This is a genomic window from Flavobacterium anhuiense (assembly GCF_900101855.1).
GTDB classification, from domain to species: domain Bacteria; phylum Bacteroidota; class Bacteroidia; order Flavobacteriales; family Flavobacteriaceae; genus Flavobacterium; species Flavobacterium anhuiense.
In genome coordinates, this window is record NZ_FMVC01000004.1 from 480,801 (window position 1) to 497,208 (window position 16,408).

At 34.6% G+C, this 16,408-nt stretch carries 13 protein-coding genes and 2 tRNA genes; 7 read left to right on the forward strand and 8 right to left on the reverse strand.

Annotated elements, in window-relative coordinates:
• A complete protein-coding gene (typA, locus tag BLP44_RS13190; protein WP_008468169.1) occupies positions 1 to 1,797 on the reverse strand; it encodes a translational GTPase TypA in 1,797 nt (598 codons plus the stop codon).
• A 169-nt stretch (positions 1,798 to 1,966) separates the two neighbouring features.
• Here typA and BLP44_RS13195 point away from each other — a divergent pair, with 169 nt between their 5' ends.
• Entirely contained in the window at positions 1,967 to 3,676 is a 1,710-nt protein-coding gene (locus BLP44_RS13195) for a PAS domain-containing sensor histidine kinase (protein WP_008468168.1), read from the forward strand.
• A gap of 5 nt (positions 3,677 to 3,681) precedes the next feature.
• Positions 3,682 to 4,089, forward strand: a complete 408-nt coding sequence (locus BLP44_RS13200; RefSeq protein WP_008468167.1) for a response regulator — start codon at positions 3,682 to 3,684, stop codon at positions 4,087 to 4,089.
• A gap of 206 nt (positions 4,090 to 4,295) precedes the next feature.
• Here the strand turns inward: BLP44_RS13200 and rpsT are convergent, their stop codons facing one another.
• From rpsT to proS, 4 genes are all read right to left on the reverse strand, one after another.
• Complete coding sequence (gene rpsT / locus BLP44_RS13205; RefSeq protein ID WP_012026903.1) at positions 4,296 to 4,547, reverse strand: 30S ribosomal protein S20; 252 nt, start codon at positions 4,545 to 4,547, stop codon at positions 4,296 to 4,298.
• A 154-nt stretch (positions 4,548 to 4,701) separates the two neighbouring features.
• Positions 4,702 to 4,773, reverse strand: a tRNA-Glu gene (locus BLP44_RS13210).
• Between the two features lie 45 nt (positions 4,774 to 4,818).
• Positions 4,819 to 4,890, reverse strand: a tRNA-Glu gene (locus BLP44_RS13215).
• A gap of 78 nt (positions 4,891 to 4,968) precedes the next feature.
• Positions 4,969 to 6,447: a proline--tRNA ligase gene (gene proS, locus BLP44_RS13220; protein WP_066033823.1), complete on the reverse strand. Its 1,479-nt coding sequence runs from the start codon at positions 6,445 to 6,447 to the stop codon at positions 4,969 to 4,971.
• A 102-nt stretch (positions 6,448 to 6,549) separates the two neighbouring features.
• On the opposite strand from proS, the gene BLP44_RS13225 reads away from it, so the two are divergent.
• From BLP44_RS13225 to BLP44_RS13245, 5 genes are all read left to right on the forward strand, one after another.
• A complete protein-coding gene (locus BLP44_RS13225) occupies positions 6,550 to 7,560 on the forward strand; it encodes a hypothetical protein (RefSeq protein WP_091133542.1) in 1,011 nt (336 codons plus the stop codon).
• A gap of 41 nt (positions 7,561 to 7,601) precedes the next feature.
• Positions 7,602 to 9,104, forward strand: a complete 1,503-nt coding sequence (locus tag BLP44_RS13230; RefSeq protein WP_091133544.1) for an OmpP1/FadL family transporter — start codon at positions 7,602 to 7,604, stop codon at positions 9,102 to 9,104.
• Between the two features lie 208 nt (positions 9,105 to 9,312).
• Positions 9,313 to 10,626: a 30S ribosomal protein S12 methylthiotransferase RimO gene (gene rimO, locus BLP44_RS13235; protein ID WP_091133546.1), complete on the forward strand. Its 1,314-nt coding sequence runs from the start codon at positions 9,313 to 9,315 to the stop codon at positions 10,624 to 10,626.
• Between the two features lie 40 nt (positions 10,627 to 10,666).
• On the forward strand, positions 10,667 to 11,224 hold the full coding sequence (locus BLP44_RS13240; protein ID WP_066033819.1) for a hypothetical protein: 558 nt from the start codon (positions 10,667 to 10,669) through the stop codon (positions 11,222 to 11,224).
• A 28-nt stretch (positions 11,225 to 11,252) separates the two neighbouring features.
• Complete coding sequence (locus BLP44_RS13245; RefSeq protein ID WP_091133548.1) at positions 11,253 to 12,158, forward strand: N-acetylmuramoyl-L-alanine amidase; 906 nt, start codon at positions 11,253 to 11,255, stop codon at positions 12,156 to 12,158.
• Between the two features lie 338 nt (positions 12,159 to 12,496).
• Here the strand turns inward: BLP44_RS13245 and BLP44_RS13250 are convergent, their stop codons facing one another.
• The 3 genes from BLP44_RS13250 to BLP44_RS13260 form a co-directional block, all read right to left on the reverse strand.
• Positions 12,497 to 13,588, reverse strand: a complete 1,092-nt coding sequence (locus BLP44_RS13250; protein WP_091133550.1) for an outer membrane beta-barrel protein — start codon at positions 13,586 to 13,588, stop codon at positions 12,497 to 12,499.
• 596 nt (positions 13,589 to 14,184) lie between these two features.
• A complete protein-coding gene (locus tag BLP44_RS13255) occupies positions 14,185 to 15,150 on the reverse strand; it encodes a glycoside hydrolase family 5 protein (RefSeq protein WP_091133552.1) in 966 nt (321 codons plus the stop codon).
• Between the two features lie 11 nt (positions 15,151 to 15,161).
• Positions 15,162 to 16,394: a glycoside hydrolase family 27 protein gene (locus BLP44_RS13260; protein WP_091133553.1), complete on the reverse strand. Its 1,233-nt coding sequence runs from the start codon at positions 16,392 to 16,394 to the stop codon at positions 15,162 to 15,164.
• Positions 16,395 to 16,408: the final 14 nt, after the last annotated feature.

A 16,408-nucleotide genomic window follows, 5' to 3' on the forward strand; every position in this document is an offset into this window, starting at 1 on the left:
TTAGATTTTAAATCTTTTTCTATCATTTTCGTTCAAGTAAATCTTTCTTAAACGTAAAGATTTTGGAGTAACTTCAACATACTCATCTTTTTGAATGTACTCTAAAGCTTCTTCCAATGAGAATTTGATAGCTGGAATAATTCTAGCTTTATCATCAGCTCCAGAAGAACGAACGTTAGAAAGTTTTTTCGTTTTTGTAACGTTAACCGTCATATCGTCGCTACGAGTATTTTCTCCAATTACCTGACCTTCATAGATATCCTCGTTTGGATCAACGAAGAATTTACCACGATCTTGTAATTTATCGATAGAGTAAGGAATTGCTTTTCCGTTTTCCATAGAGATTAATGAACCGTTATTACGTCCAGGAATTTCTCCTTTGTATGGTTCGTATCCAATGAAACGGTGTGCCATAATTGCCTCACCTGCAGTAGCAGTAAGCAATTGGTTTCTCAAACCGATAATTCCACGAGATGGAATGTTGAATTTGATGATCATACGCTCTCCTTTACCTTCCATAGAAAGCATTTCTCCTTTACGGATAGTTACGAACTCAACCGCTCTACCTGAAAGGTTTTCTGGCAAATCGATAGTTAATTCTTCAATTGGCTCACATTTAACACCATCAATTTCTTTGATGATAACTTGTGGCTGACCAATTTGAAGCTCGTACCCTTCTCTTCTCATTGTTTCGATAAGAACAGACAAGTGAAGTACACCTCGACCAAAAACCATGAATTTATCAGCTGAATCAGTTTCTCCAACTTTCATCGCTAAGTTTTTCTCAAGCTCTTTTGTCAATCTTTCACGGATATGTCTAGAAGTAACAAATTTACCTTCTTTACCAAAGAAAGGAGAATCGTTAATTGTAAACAACATACTCATTGTTGGCTCATCGATAGCGATAGTTTGTAAAGCCTCTGGATTTTCAAAATCAGCGATGGTATCACCAATTTCAAAACCTTCAACACCTACAACAGCACAAATATCACCAGCAACAACTTCTTCAACTTTTCTACGGCCTAAACCTTCAAAAGTGTGTAATTCTTTAATTCTAGACTTGATGATTTTACCATCTCTCTTTACCAAAGAAATTGGCATTCCTTCTTTTAAAGTACCTCTTTCAAGACGACCAATAGCGATACGACCTGTAAAAGAAGAGAAATCTAAAGAAGTAATCAACATTTGAGGAGTACCTTCAGTTACTTTTGGCGCAGGCACATTTTTAATAACCATATCCAACAATGGCTCAATGTTTTGCGTTTGAACTTTCCAATCATCAGACATCCAGTTGTTTTTTGCAGAACCGTAAACTGCTGGGAAATCTAACTGCTCTTCAGTAGCTCCTAATTCGAACATTAGGTCAAAAACTTTTTCATGAACTTCCTCAGGAGTACAGTTTTCTTTATCTACTTTATTGATAACCACACAAGGTTTCAATCCTAAATCAATCGCTTTTTGCAAAACGAAACGAGTTTGAGGCATTGGTCCTTCAAAAGCATCAACTAGCAAACATACACCATCGGCCATGTTCAATACACGTTCTACTTCACCTCCAAAATCGGCGTGGCCAGGAGTGTCAATAATATTGATTTTTGTTCCTTTATATTGAACCGATACGTTTTTAGAAGTAATTGTAATACCTCTCTCACGCTCTAAATCGTTATTATCTAAGATTAAATCACCTGTGTTTTCGTTCTCACGAAATAACTGACAGTGATACATAATTTTATCAACCAAAGTTGTTTTACCGTGATCGACGTGGGCAATAATTGCAATGTTTCTAATAGATTCCATCTGTGATTTTTAATGGGCGCAAAGGTACACTTTATTTTCTAAAAAAAAATGTTTCTGACATAGTTTGCGTATATACAATCAATTAGTTAATACAAAAACACGAAAATATCGTTTTCAAAATGACATTAAGATACGTTCTGTTATAGTTAAATTAACTATATTTGAGGTGATGAAAAGTAAAACTCTCCAAATTACTCTTATTTATACCATCATCTCGATAATTATGGCGGTCTTATGTCATAAATTACTCATAACCTACTTTTCTTCTTCAGAATATCTATACTTATCTTTAATAAAAGATGTTGTTTTTATTCTAATCACAGGACTGGTTTTCAGATTTATACTTTCAAAAAACGAAAAAAGAAACATAACCATCTTTGAAAAGTTAAACAAAACCAATGAAGAAATAGAAGAATCGAATGAGAAATATGACATTGTAGCAAAGGCGACTAGCGATACAATCTGGGATTGGAAAATTCAAGAGGACAGTATTAATTGGAACAAAGGAATCGAAAGTGTCTTTGGTTACGATCCAAAAGAAGTGGGTAAAACTTCTAAATGGTGGTTTGACAAAATTCACCCGGAAGACAGCATCCGAATGTCAATAAAATTATATTCCTTCATAGAACAGAAAACTGAAAAATGGCAGGATCAATACCGCTTTAGATGTGCAGACGGATCGTATAAATATGTTTTAGACCGAGGTTTTTTATTGAAAGATGAAAATGGAAGAGCCATCAGAATGATTGGAGCTATTCAGGATATTACAAAACAAAAAGAAGAAGAACAGCGACTAAAACTTTTAGAAACCGTAATTACACAATCTAAAGACTCTATTTTAATTACTGAAGCTAATACTTCTGAAAGAAAAATACCTAAAATAGTCTATGTGAATCCCGCTTTTTCTCAAATGTCAGGCTATCAGTCGAATGAAATTATTGGAAAATCGCCAAACATTTTTAAAGGACCAAAATCAGATTCTGAAGAACTGAAAAAACTCTTAACGGCTATAAAAAATGAAGAAGAATGCCTAATTGAAACCATTACTTATACGAAAAGTAAAAAAGAATACTGGGTACGCTTTTCCATGATTCCTATTTTTAATAATGAAGGAGTGATTTCGCATTGGATTTCAATACAAAGAGATATTACTGACGAGAAAAAATTGGAGACAGAAAAAGAACATCTTATCCGAGAATTAACCCAAAACAATAAGGATTTAAAGCAATTCTCATACATAACATCCCACAACCTTAGAGCACCACTTTCTAATTTAATTGGTCTTTTAAATTTAATAGAAGACATTCCTATAGAAAATGAGGAGCTAGAAGAAATATTAGCTGGATTTACAAAATCAACGCATTTACTAAATGAAACCATCAATGATTTGGTAAAAGTCATCATTATTAAAGACAATCCTTCGATGCAAAAAGAAGAAGTATCTTTAAAAGAAGTTTTTGAAAATGTTTTCAGTCAACTTTCGTTTCAAATTGAGTTACACAAACCCATAATTAAGCTTAAATTTGATAAAGTTCCAGAACTTATTACAAACAAGGCTTATATTGAAAGTATTTTATTAAATCTGCTCACCAATTCTATAAAGTACAAATCGGAGAACAGAAAACTGAAAATATCCATAATAGCCGAACAAATAGAACAAAGAACCATCTTAACCTTTAAAGATAACGGAATCGGAATTGACCTTGAACGAAATCGCGACAAAGTATTTGGCCTTTATCAAAGATTCCATAATTATCCTGACAGCAAAGGCTTAGGGCTATATCTTGTAAAATCGCAGGTAGAAACAATGGGCGGTACAATCTCCATTGATAGTGAAGTTAATAAAGGAACTACATTTACGATAACATTTAAAAATTAATTATTATGCTTGAGCAGATTTTATGCATTGATGATGACCCTATCACATTAATGCTATGCAAAAAAGTCGTTTCAAAATCTTCATTTTCGCATGAAGTTGTTACAGCTCAAAACGGCGAAGAAGCCCTTCATCATTTCAATGTTTTAAAATACACAAATGACAAAGCAAGAAAAAGGCCTGAATTAATTTTTTTAGATTTGAATATGCCAATTATGGGCGGATGGGAGTTTTTAGATCATTTCACTTCCCCAGATTATAGAGAATTCAACATGGTTCCCGTAATTGTATTATCTTCTACTATAGACCCTGAAGATCTTGCAAAGGCAAAAAAGTACCCTATTATTGTAGATTTTCTTTCAAAACCTATTACACAGCCAATGTTGGAATATCTTAAGAGGAAAATTGATTTATAAAATTCCAATGTTCTAAATACCAAACCCCAAAATTCCTTAACATAGAAAATTAAAATTCAATAATTCAATTTTTTAAAACAACAAAATCCAAATTCCCAACATTACAAATATTAGAATTTGGATTTTCAATTGAAATTTCCTTTTCGAGTTAAAACAAAAAAGTCCTCTAAAAGAGGACTTTTTATATCTTTAGTAAATTGTTTTAATTACAATTTAGCAACATGTTTAGTTAATTTAGACTTCAAGTTAGAAGCTTTATTATCATGAATGATGTTCTTTTTAGCTAATTTATCAATCATAGAGATTACAGTAGATAATTTAGCAGCAGCATCAGATTTATCAGTAGCTAATCTTAATGCTTTAATAGCATTACGAGTAGTTTTATGTTGATATCTGTTAAGAACTCTTCTCTTTTCGTTACTTCTGATTCTTTTTAATGCTGACTTATGATTTGCCATTTTCTTTTAATTTTAGATGTAATAATTATTATAAATACTAGTTAAAAAAGAAAAACCTCCCACAATTGCTATGCAATCACTTTGGTTTTAACTAATAAAACAAAAACCGAGACACCAATTTTTGTTTTACAAAACTTATTTACAACTAATTTTGTAGTCCGTAGGGGAATCGAACCCCTGTTACCAGGATGAAAACCTGGCGTCCTAACCCCTAGACGAACGGACCTCAATTCTCCTAAGTTGGAAACTTTTCAATATGTAATATAACTTGTAGTCCGTGGGGGAATCGAACCCCCCTTACCAGGATGAAAACCTGGCGTCCTAACCGATAGACGAACGGACCGTGCTTCTGTATTGCGGATGCAAAGATACATCTATTTTTTATTTGCGCAACACCTAATGCAAAAAAATATATCTTTTTTTAATATGCCTTAGCAAAAAGCACTCTTTTAGAAGAAGGTTTCCCAGTAAACACACAGGTTCCCGCCTCTTCAACAGCGTCCAAAGGAATGCAACGAATCGTCGCTTTTGTCAATTCTTTTATCTTTTCTTCTGTCTCAGCGGTTCCATCCCAATGAGCAGATAAAAAGCCTCCTTTTCCTTCTAAAACTTCTTTAAATTCCTCAAAACTATTTACTTCCGTAATATGAGTGTTACGATAATCTAATGCTTTTGTAAATAAGTCCCTCTGAATCTGTTCTAGAAGATCATTAACATGTTCAACGATTTTTTCGCTAGCAACAACTTCTTTTGTCAAATTATCGCGTCTTGCCACTTCAAAAGTTCCGTTTTCTAAATCTTTTGGACCAACTGCAATTCGAACAGGAACTCCTTTCAATTCCCACTCTGCAAATTTAAATCCTGGTTTTTGAGTTGTTCTGTCATCGAATTTAACCGTGATTCTTAATTTTCTCAATTTAGCCGTCAAGTCCTTAACTGCTTCCGTAATTTGAGCCAGTTGTTCATCTGTCTTATATATAGGTACAATAACCACTTGAATCGGAGCCAAATTCGGAGGCAATACCAATCCTTGGTCATCAGAATGCGTCATAATTAGCGCCCCCATCAAACGAGTAGATACTCCCCAAGAAGTTCCCCAAACATGCTCTTGTTTTCCTTCAGCATTAGCAAATTTAACATCAAATGCTTTTGCAAAATTTTGCCCTAAGAAATGAGACGTACCAGCCTGCAATGCTTTTCCGTCTTGCATTAATGCTTCGATACAATATGTTTCATCCGCTCCAGCAAAACGCTCTGTTTCAGTTTTAAAACCTTTTACAACTGGAATTGCCATAAAGTTTTCAGCAAATTCAGCATAAACATTCATCATTTTTTCAGACTCTTCCAATGCTTCTTCTTTTGTAGCATGAGCGGTATGCCCTTCTTGCCACAAAAACTCAGCAGTTCTCAAGAACAAACGCGTACGCATTTCCCAACGAACCACATTTGCCCATTGATTAATTAACAAAGGCAAATCTCTATACGACTGTACCCATCCTTTATATGTAGACCAAATAATAGCTTCACTTGTTGGACGAACGATAAGCTCCTCCTCTAATCTTGCATTGGGATCAACCATTAATTTACCTGGTCTTTCCTCGTCATTTTTTAATCTGTAATGCGTTACAACCGCGCATTCTTTAGCAAATCCCTCAGCATTTTTCTCCTCCGCTTCAAACATGCTTTTCGGCACAAACAAAGGGAAATACGCATTTTGATGTCCAGTTTCTTTGAACATGCGATCTAACTCGGCTTGCATTTTTTCCCAAATAGCATATCCGTATGGCTTGATTACCATACATCCTCTAACTCCTGAATTTTCAGCTAGATCTGCCTTTACAACCAGTTCGTTATACCATTTCGAATAATCTTCTGATCTTGTAGTAAGGTTCTTACTCATATTATATTTTTTGGCACAAATTTTGTTTTAAATAATTTTAACTAAATAGTTTGACAAAACTAACTAATTTTGTAATGTGCAACAATAAAAAACACCACAGATATGAAAACTTACCTTTCACTCCGCCAAAACTCTAATCATTTTTACTTAATTGGATTACTGAGTTTACTGCTAGCATCATGTGGTTCTTACCAAAACTCCTCTTATTACGATAATGATGGCGTTTATGGTGGTTCATCTGTTAAATATGTAGCAAATGGAACAAACAACCAATACAAGGAATATTTCAGATCATTACAAGACGACAATCAGCCAACTGAAATATTCACTGACGTTGACAATTATACTAATTATTCTGACAGCACTCAAACTGCTTCTGTAGCTTATCCCGCATGGGGAAGCAGCAGTTCTGACGTTTCTGTAAACTTCTACACTACCCCTACATGGTCATTTGGATTTGGATGGGGATATCCTTATTACGGATGGGGATATGGTGGTTATTGGGGATGGGGTTACCCTTATTATGGATGGGGATATCCAGGATGGGGCTACTACCCAGGCTGGGGTTATCCAGGATGGGGATATCCTTATTACGGCTACAACTATTCATACAGCTACGGAAGAAGAGGATCTGCTGGATATTATGGAGACAGAAACTATGCTTACAATAGAAATTATAGCACCAACAGAGGCTACACAACCAATAGAAACTACACCACTACTAGAGGATACTCTACTAATAGAGGAGATTATACAACAAACAGAAATTACACCACAAATAGATCAAACAGCTATACTGACTTCAGAAGAACCTCTACTTTAAACAGAGGAACTACAAGTCCTACATTTACTAATAGAGGAACATATAACAACGGTTCTAATTATAACTACACCAACAGAAGATCTTACAACAATAGCGGAAATACCACAACAAACAGAAGCTATACGCCTAACTACAACAACGGCTCTTCTAGAAGTTATACACCAAGCAACAGTGGCTCATCAAGAAGCTACTCTCCTAGCATGGGAGGTGGTGGCGGTTCTAGATCATACAGCGGCGGTGGCGGCGGTGGCGGAATGAGATCTGGCGGCGGTGGCGGAGGAAGAAGATAATTTTCCTCAGCACACTTACATTCGAACTAAAACTTATCAAAATGAAAAAAATATTTTTCCTATTTATAACGGGACTAACTGCCTGCGCGTCATATTCTCAAGAAGTTTCAGATGCTCTACGTTATTCACAAGAAAATCTTACCGGAACTGCACGCTACAGAGCCATGAGCGGTGCTTTTGGAGCTGTTGGAGGAGACATTTCTGCCTTAAGTGTCAACCCTGCCGGATCAGCAATCTTTAATAGCAATCAAGTTGGAGTATCATTTAGCAATCAGAATATTAAAAACAACTCTAACTACTTTGGCACTCAGACTTCAGACAAGGAAAACTCTTTTATACTGAATCAAGCTGGTGGTGTTTTTGTTTTTAAAAACCACGATCCAAGAGTTGGCTGGAGTAAAATTGCAATTGGGGCAACTTACGAGAATACAAATAATTTCAACAATGAAGTTTTTTCTGCAGGAACGAATCCTACGAATTCTGTTGGCGCTTATTTCTTAGATTTCGCAAATGGCATTCCTTTAAAATATATAGATGGCTTAGACTATAGAGATTTAAACTATACAGAACAGCAAGCATATATGGGATATTGGGGACATGTCATTGACCCAGCTGCTATTGATCCCGAAAATACCCAATACCTCAGCAATATTCCTCCTGGCGGGAATTATTATCAAGAAAATGAAGTTTATACCAGAGGCTACAATAGCAAACTAGGCTTCAATATAGCAACTTCTTACAAAGACCGCCTTTATTTTGGAGCGAATTTAAATGTTCACATAACCGATTATAGAAGATCTACAAGTTTCTATGAAGACAATGACAATCCATTGCAACCATACGAAACAATTTCAAATTTACGTTTCAACAACGAGCTATATACATACGGAAATGGATTCTCTTTTCAACTTGGAGCAATAGGAAAAGTTACCGAAGCTTTTAGGCTTGGTATAGCTTATGAATCAAACACTTGGTACGAACTATACGATGAAACCTCTCAAAGCATCTACACAACTAGACAAGCAGACGGCGGACCTGCATTAAATGCTAATGTAAATCCAAATGTTGTAAACGTATATGATTCCTACACCTTACAAACACCAGACAAATGGACTTTTAGCGCTGCTTATGTTTTTGGAAAATCTGGTTTATTAAGTATTGATTACGGCATAAGAAATTATGGCAACAGCAAATTTAAGCCTACTAGCGATCCAGGCTTCAGAGGAATAAATAATGATATCAGCAATACTTTAACCAGTACAGGCGAACTTCGTATAGGAGCCGAATACAAAATCAAACAATTAAGCTTAAGAGGCGGATACCGTTATGAAGGAAGCCCATATAAAAATGGAATCACAGTTGGAGAATTAAACAGTTATTCGGCCGGTTTAGGTTATAATTTTGGATCTACAAAACTAGATTTAGCTTACTCTTATTTAGAAAGAGATTCAAATCAAGGTTTCTTCACAAGAGGATTCACTGATGGAGCTAACATCACTTCGAAATTAAACAATGTCACTATGACCTTATTATTTGAATTGTAATTAAAAATCAAAATAGATGATTGAAATTTCCGTCAGGTTTTCCTTGACGGATTTTTTTTATCCATTAAAAGAAGCCTTTAATTTTAATTCAAATCAAAAAACACAAGCAACCAAACTAGTTAACTTCATAAAAAACAGCTAAAACAAACTGCAAACTAGCGTAGTTTGAATAAAAAAAGTGTAATTTTGCACTCCAATTTATAAAAGTATGAGAACCAAGTCTTTAAAAAAGAACAAAATTAACGTAATCACTCTTGGGTGTTCAAAAAATGTTTATGATAGTGAAGTCCTAATGGGACAGATTCGCGCGAATGGAAAAGAAGTTGAACATGAAGCTCCTGCAGAAAAAGAAGGAAACATTATTGTAATCAATACTTGCGGATTTATTGATAATGCTAAAGCAGAATCGGTAAATATGATTTTGGAATATGCAGATAAAAAAGATAAAGGACTTGTTGACAAAGTTTTTGTAACAGGATGTTTGTCTGAACGTTACAGACCAGATTTAGAAAAAGAAATTCCGAACGTTGACCAATATTTTGGAACTACTGAATTACCTCAACTATTAAAAGCGCTTGGAGCCGACTATAAACACGAATTACTTGGAGAGCGTTTAACTACAACTCCGAAAAATTACGCTTATTTGAAAATCGCAGAAGGTTGTGATAGACCATGCAGTTTTTGCGCAATACCATTGATGAGAGGTTCTCATGTTTCTCAGCCAATTGAAAAATTGGTTAAAGAAGCTGAAGGTTTAGCCAAAAATGGAGTTAAAGAATTAATCTTAATTGCTCAAGACTTGACTTATTACGGACTTGATCTCTATAAAAAAAGAAATCTTGCTGAATTACTTGAGGCATTGGTAAAAGTAGAAGGAATTGAATGGATTCGTTTACACTATGCTTTCCCTACTGGTTTCCCTATGGATGTTTTAGAAGTAATGAAACGCGAACCAAAAATCTGTAATTATATTGATATTCCGTTGCAGCACATTTCAGATTCAATTTTGAAATCAATGCGCCGTGGTACAACTCAAGCCAAAACAACTCAGTTATTAAAAGATTTCCGCGCTGCGGTTCCAGGAATGGCAATTAGAACTACTCTTATTGTTGGTTACCCTAGCGAAACTCAGGAAGATTTTGAAATTTTGAAAGATTTTGTTCAAGAGATGAAATTTGACAGAATGGGATGTTTTGCTTATTCTCATGAAGAAAATACTCATGCTTACTTATTAGAAGATGATGTTCCAGATGATGTAAAACAAGCTAGAGCAAACGAAATTATGGAACTGCAATCTCAAATTTCTTGGGATTTGAATCAAGAGAAAGTTGGCAAAGTATTTAGATGCATCATTGACAGAAAAGAAGGTGCTCATTTTGTGGGTCGTACTGAATTTGACAGTCCAGATGTTGACAATGAAGTTCTTATTGATGCTTCTAAGCATTACGTAAAAACTGGCGAATTTGTTAATATCAAGATAATTGAAGCGACAGAATTTGATTTATACGGAGAACCTGCTTAAATTTACACTGCGCTATTGCAAATTTTAGACAAATACTTTTATGAAATCTACTCTTAACCTAATCGTTTTCGTTTTTACTTTATTCTGTTTCAACACTATATCTGCTCAATATGGTGGATACAATAATGGTTACGGTTATGGCAACGGCTATGGCGGTTACGGAAGAGGTGGCGGAATGGGTATGGACAGAAGCATGATGGCTGGTCCGTCTCAAGGCACGCAAAGCAAACCAAAAGAAACACCTCCTGAAGAAATTGCTGCGATTATTATCGAACAAATGAAACCGCAAGTAAATCTAGATGAGCTTCAGGCAATTGCAATTTCAAATGTTTTAGCTGAAAGCATTAGAGAGCAAGGTATTTTGCTGAAAAACGAAAGCAGCAGTCAAGATCAGAAAATTGAGCAGATTAAAGCTTTAAAAGAAAGTACTGATAAAAAAATCAGCGCTTTTTTAAATCCTGATCAAATTGAAAAATATAAGACTTTCATGGATACTTTTAAAGACATGAAAAAGTCAAAATCTAAAAAGAAAAAAGATAAAGATTCTAAAGAAGACTCAAAAGAAGCAAAAGACACAGATACGAAAATATCAGAATAATCGTTTTTAACCTATAAAACAACGTATTATGACAAAAAAACATTTTTGTTATCTGATTTTAGCTGTTATTGTCAGTGCTTGTTCTACAAATCCGTACAAGAATACTGAAAAAGCTTACGATCAGCAGCTGAAAAATTTAGAAAACCAGATTACAAGCAAAGAAGCCAAACCTATCCCAGCAGTCTCTCCTATTGTGATTGACACTTCGTATGCACAGCAGCTTAGAATTATAAAAGATACATTATCAAAAACAAACTCTACTTATTTACAAAACGGAATTAACACCGAATGGATTGGTACAGTAAATTTCAATTTAAGAAAGCCAAGTTTTGTTATTATCCATCATACTGCTCAAGATTCTCTTCAGCAAACAATTAATACGTTTACAAAAACCAAGACTCAAGTAAGCGCACACTATATCATTTCTGAAAACGGAAAAGTAGTGCAAATGCTGAATGATTATTTAAGAGCTTGGCATGCTGGAAATTCTACTTGGGGAAAAACGACAGATTTAAACTCTTGCTCAATCGGTATTGAGTTAGACAATAACGGTTTCAAACCGTTTACCGAAGCTCAAATCAGTAGTCTGGTGGCTTTATTAACCAAGTTAAAAAAGGACTACAATATTCCGACACAAAACTTTTTAGGCCATGCCGATATTGCGCCTGGAAGAAAACAAGATCCAAGTGCTTTATTTCCTTGGAAGACCTTAGCTGAAAAAGGATTCGGAATCTGGCCAGACGAAGTCTTAGAACCAGCTCCTTTTGATTTTAAAATTGAACCAGCATTAAGAATTATCGGTTACAACACTAAAAATCTAACAGCAGCGATTCAGGCATTTAAACTGCATTATATTCAAACTGATGTAACTTCAGTTTTAGACAGAAAAACAATCGATACGATTTATTCGATTTATAAAAAACAGGTTCAATAAAACCTCAACAATTAAATAAAAAAAGCGTTTCTGTAAAAACTACAGAAACGCTTTTTTTATTGTTTATTATAGAAGATTTCTTGTTTTCGACTACCAATCAAACGTTCCTACGGAACGTTTAACCCCGCAGCAATCAATTCAATTCTACCGACAAACATTCCTACGGAATGATTATTGCCTGTTCAACTTCAACTGGAAACTTCGAACTTCGAACTTCGAACTTGAAACCTGAAACCTGAAACCTGAAACTTGAAACTTGAAACAAATAAAAAAGCTGCCAAAACATTAGAATGTTTCGACAGCTCCAAAAAAAAAAAAAAAAATATCAATCTTTATCTCTAGAAAGAGTATGTTGTTGCAATTAGAGCAAAGAAGCTTCCACCAGTAGGCAATGCATCTTTATCTAAAAATATATCTTCAGACGCTGCATCGTATCTTAGCTCAGGAATTATAGTTAGTTTTCCAACTTTGTAGTTTAAAGAAACTGTGTTAGCAAATACACTTGATCCTGCCAAAGTCCCTAAACTTGGAGCTGCATCTTTAGCATCAAAATATTCCATTCTGTACGCTAAAAGCAAGGCCGGATTGAAAGAATAAGTAGCATATCCTACTAATGAAAACCAATCTCCATCTAAATTACTGTCAAAATCATTTGTCGTTTTAGCATAAGTTGCATTTAATCCAAGTGAAAAACTATCTGAAATTGCTTTAGAAGCTGTTAAATCAAACTGCGTTTTATTTTCGTCAGAAACTGGAATTGTACTTCCTGGTATTGGGTTAGTGCTTCCTGTTGTAAAATTCAAATACGCACTCCCTGTATCTCCTATATATCCTACTTGCCCTATGAACGTTTTTTGGTAAGAGCCTGCATCCATAGCCGATTTAAAGTCTGTTGGGTTGGTTAATCCTAACATGGCTGTAAATTTGCCAGAAGTATATTGTGCTTTTACCCCCGTATTGAAAAACGGTCCATAAGAAAACGCATAAGACATACTGTAGTTTTTATTATCTACCGCATCTAATACTTCATAACCGATATGGGTTCCGAAACTACCCGCTACTACTTTAAATTCATCGGTCAAATTGTACGTAAAGTATAATTGTTTAATTAAAAATTTTGCACTTGCATCTTTATCTGGTGTTTCGTTATATGAAAATTCTGCTGCTCTTTTTCCGAAACCTAAGTCTACAAACACAGAAGCTTTTCCAAAAGTATGGCCCGCTTCGATCGATGCCATTCCTAATTCAAATGAATTCTGTGAGTTGGTAAAGCTCGTTAATCCATTCATTTGTTTTGAAAAATCATATTTATAGTACGCATCTGCAGAACCTCCCCATGTGGTTGCTGGCGGAGCTGCTGCTTCCTCTTCTTGGGCAAAGGCAAAAGAACTAGTTAACATCGCGGCTAAAATGTGAAATGCTTTTTTCATGTTTTAAATTGGTTTTTAGTTATTAATTGATTCTGGTTAGTTAATCTTTTATATATCTATTTAATAGTATAAGTCATTTCTAAAACCTTTCATGCGCCTTCAAATCATCATCATTTTCATTAGCGAATTTATTAACTTTTGCATGAGTAGAATAATTCAAAAGTGCTTTTTTGACGTTTTAGACGAAGAATTATGGATTACAAAAATTAAGTCGCCAATAATCGTGATTTGATATTTATAGATAATTGTTTTTGAAAATTCAATAACACATTTTAAACCAATTTTACTATTTTCACATGGGTAAAAGTAAAAATTACTACAAAAATTAGACTAAAAACATCATTTAAAACATTTAAAAACAAAAACACCCCATAAAAAACATGGGGTAAATTTAAAATTATAAAAAACAAAGAAATACAGAACCTATAGAAAAATCAAAACAAAGATATTTTTTATCAAGAATAAATTCCTACAAATTTAATCCTTCCAAAATGCTTCTCTACATAAGATTAGGGGGCGATTTTACTCTATAGAAAAACCAAAAAAAAGCCCGTTCGTTTAAATGAACAGGCTTTTATATAAATGGCTTAAATGATCTATTCTTCTTTATTATATTTTCTTAAATATTCACGGACTTTAATTCCTGAATCTTTCAAATCTTCATCTCTCCATTTTCCATCAGATTTAGCGGATTTTTTTAGAATAGAACAAGTTTCATCCTTATCTGATACTGACCAAGTAATCCAGCTTAGTTTTTTAGACTCCATCCAATCTATATATTCTTGCCAAGCTTTATAATTGAGAGGCCCATCTCCAGACGCTTCCATCCCAGCAGATTCAGAAATAAACACTGGTAAACCTCTCTTAATAGCCAAATCTGTTCTATCTCTCAATTCTTTGCCATGCGTTGCCGCATAAAAATGCATAGTATACATTATATTAGTATAACCTCTTATTGGATCTTCGGCTGGAAGATCGATATCCTGATCCCAATGTGGACAGCCGACAAGAATAATATTATTAGGATCGTTTTCACGAATTACTTGAATTATTTCTTCTGCATAATTTTTTACTTCCCACCAAGTTTCATAATCTGGTTCGTTAAATATCTCATATATAATATTAGGATACTTGGCATACTTTTTTGACATTCCTTCAAAAAACTGTTTAGCTTCTTTCAGATTTACATTATGGCTGTGCCAATCTATAATGACATAGATGTCAGATTTTATAGCTCCATTTACAACCGCTTCTATTTTCTCTTTAGAAAACTGTGGATCCTTTATATATGAGTAATCACCCAGTTCGATTCCCATGGCGGCACGAACTACATTACAATTAAAATCTTTTTTTAACCAGCTTACTGCTTTTTCATTATAAAATCTTGGCCACATGCTATGCCACCCAAAACTTAATCCGCGAAGGACAATCGGATTGTTATCTTTATCTACAAGCTGAGTTCCGAAGACGCTTAACTGGCCGTGCTTTTTTACAAATTGCGCTTTTGAAACATTTACAAACAGCAAAAGCAAAAAGGCGGCACACCAAAACTTTGATTTCATAATGTATTGATTTAAGGAATTAGTTTTAAGGTAACAACACCATGTGAAGCGATTTCAGCATTGAAAGCTTTTTTTGTGTTTCCGATTTCTTTGTTTTTCCAAAGGTCTTTTATTTTAAAGATTGTTTTATTAAAATCTGCTTCATAACCAAAATCAGCATCTTTGATATTGTTTTTCTTCCAATCAAAATTAATCTTTTTTGAAGTTTCAGTTCTGTTTACAAAACTCACTGCCCAAGCACCATCTGAAAGCGGTTTAACCCATACTTCTACTCCATCTAAAATAGCATATTTAAATCCCTGAATTCCTAGTTTATCTTGATTTATGGCAAGAAGTTCTTTATTGGTCAAAATTGACAAAGTCTCTTTTGACATTTTTCTGTAATCATTACCTGTAAATAAAGGAGACGAAAGCATGCACCACATTGCAAAATGCGTTTTATCTTCGGTATCATTCATTTCGTTTCCAACTTCCATCATATCAAAATCATTCCAATGATCAGGACCAGAATATTTACGGATATCTTTTCTCATATCGGCAATTTTCATGAATCCCCAAGACGACCAATTTTCTGGATGCTTGAATTCGCAGTCAAAGCATGGATAGATATCTCCTGATATTCTCCAAAGGTTTCCAACTGGTTTTCCCCATTCCCATGGCTGATTGTCTCCCCATTCGCAAAGACTAAAAACAATTGGCCTTCCAGCTGTTTTTAATGCATTGCTCATTGTTGTATAAGCTTCTTTTGCTGTAATACCTTCTGTATTGCACCAATCGTATTTTAAAAAATCGATTCCGAGTTTTGCATAAAATCTAGCATCTTGATATTCATAGCCTCTTGTTCCTGGATAACCCGCACATGTTTTTGTTCCTGCACAATTATATAAACCGAATTTCAGGCCTTTATTATGAACATAATCTATAAGCGCTTTCATTCCGCTTGGAAATTTTTCTGGATCCGGCACTAAGTCACCGTTTGCATCACGCTCGTGCGTCATCCAGCCATCATCTAAGACAATATAGTTATAACCCGCTGCAGCCAAACCAGAAGAAACCATAATATCGGCCGTTTCTTTTACTAATTTTTCATCAATATTGGTCGCAAAGGTATTCCACGAATTCCATCCCATTGGAGGTGTCATTGCTAATCCTTCAAATTTTCCAGCTTGCTGTTTATGCGTGTTGCCTTGACTGAAACTTAAAACTGAAAAGCACAGAGAAAACAATAAAATTATTCTTTTCATAAATTAAATTTAAA

Excerpts from the sequence above, each read along its gene's own strand:
- proS (WP_066033823.1), bottom strand. The coding sequence starts at position 6,447 with ATGAGTAAGAACCTTACTACAAGATCAGAAGATTATTCGAAATGGTAT.
- BLP44_RS13240 (WP_066033819.1), top strand. The coding sequence starts at position 10,667 with ATGAAATCTACTCTTAACCTAATCGTTTTCGTTTTTACTTTATTCTGT.
- rpsT (WP_012026903.1), bottom strand. The coding sequence starts at position 4,547 with ATGGCAAATCATAAGTCAGCATTAAAAAGAATCAGAAGTAACGAAAAG.
- BLP44_RS13255 (WP_091133552.1), bottom strand. The coding sequence starts at position 15,150 with ATGAAATCAAAGTTTTGGTGTGCCGCCTTTTTGCTTTTGCTGTTTGTA.
- typA (WP_008468169.1), bottom strand. The coding sequence starts at position 1,797 with ATGGAATCTATTAGAAACATTGCAATTATTGCCCACGTCGATCACGGT.
- BLP44_RS13195 (WP_008468168.1), top strand. The coding sequence starts at position 1,967 with ATGAAAAGTAAAACTCTCCAAATTACTCTTATTTATACCATCATCTCG.
- BLP44_RS13230 (WP_091133544.1), top strand. The coding sequence starts at position 7,602 with ATGAAAAAAATATTTTTCCTATTTATAACGGGACTAACTGCCTGCGCG.
- BLP44_RS13250 (WP_091133550.1), bottom strand. The coding sequence starts at position 13,588 with ATGAAAAAAGCATTTCACATTTTAGCCGCGATGTTAACTAGTTCTTTT.
- BLP44_RS13245 (WP_091133548.1), top strand. The coding sequence starts at position 11,253 with ATGACAAAAAAACATTTTTGTTATCTGATTTTAGCTGTTATTGTCAGT.
- BLP44_RS13200 (WP_008468167.1), top strand. The coding sequence starts at position 3,682 with ATGCTTGAGCAGATTTTATGCATTGATGATGACCCTATCACATTAATG.
- rimO (WP_091133546.1), top strand. The coding sequence starts at position 9,313 with ATGAGAACCAAGTCTTTAAAAAAGAACAAAATTAACGTAATCACTCTT.
- BLP44_RS13225 (WP_091133542.1), top strand. The coding sequence starts at position 6,550 with ATGAAAACTTACCTTTCACTCCGCCAAAACTCTAATCATTTTTACTTA.
- BLP44_RS13260 (WP_091133553.1), bottom strand. The coding sequence starts at position 16,394 with ATGAAAAGAATAATTTTATTGTTTTCTCTGTGCTTTTCAGTTTTAAGT.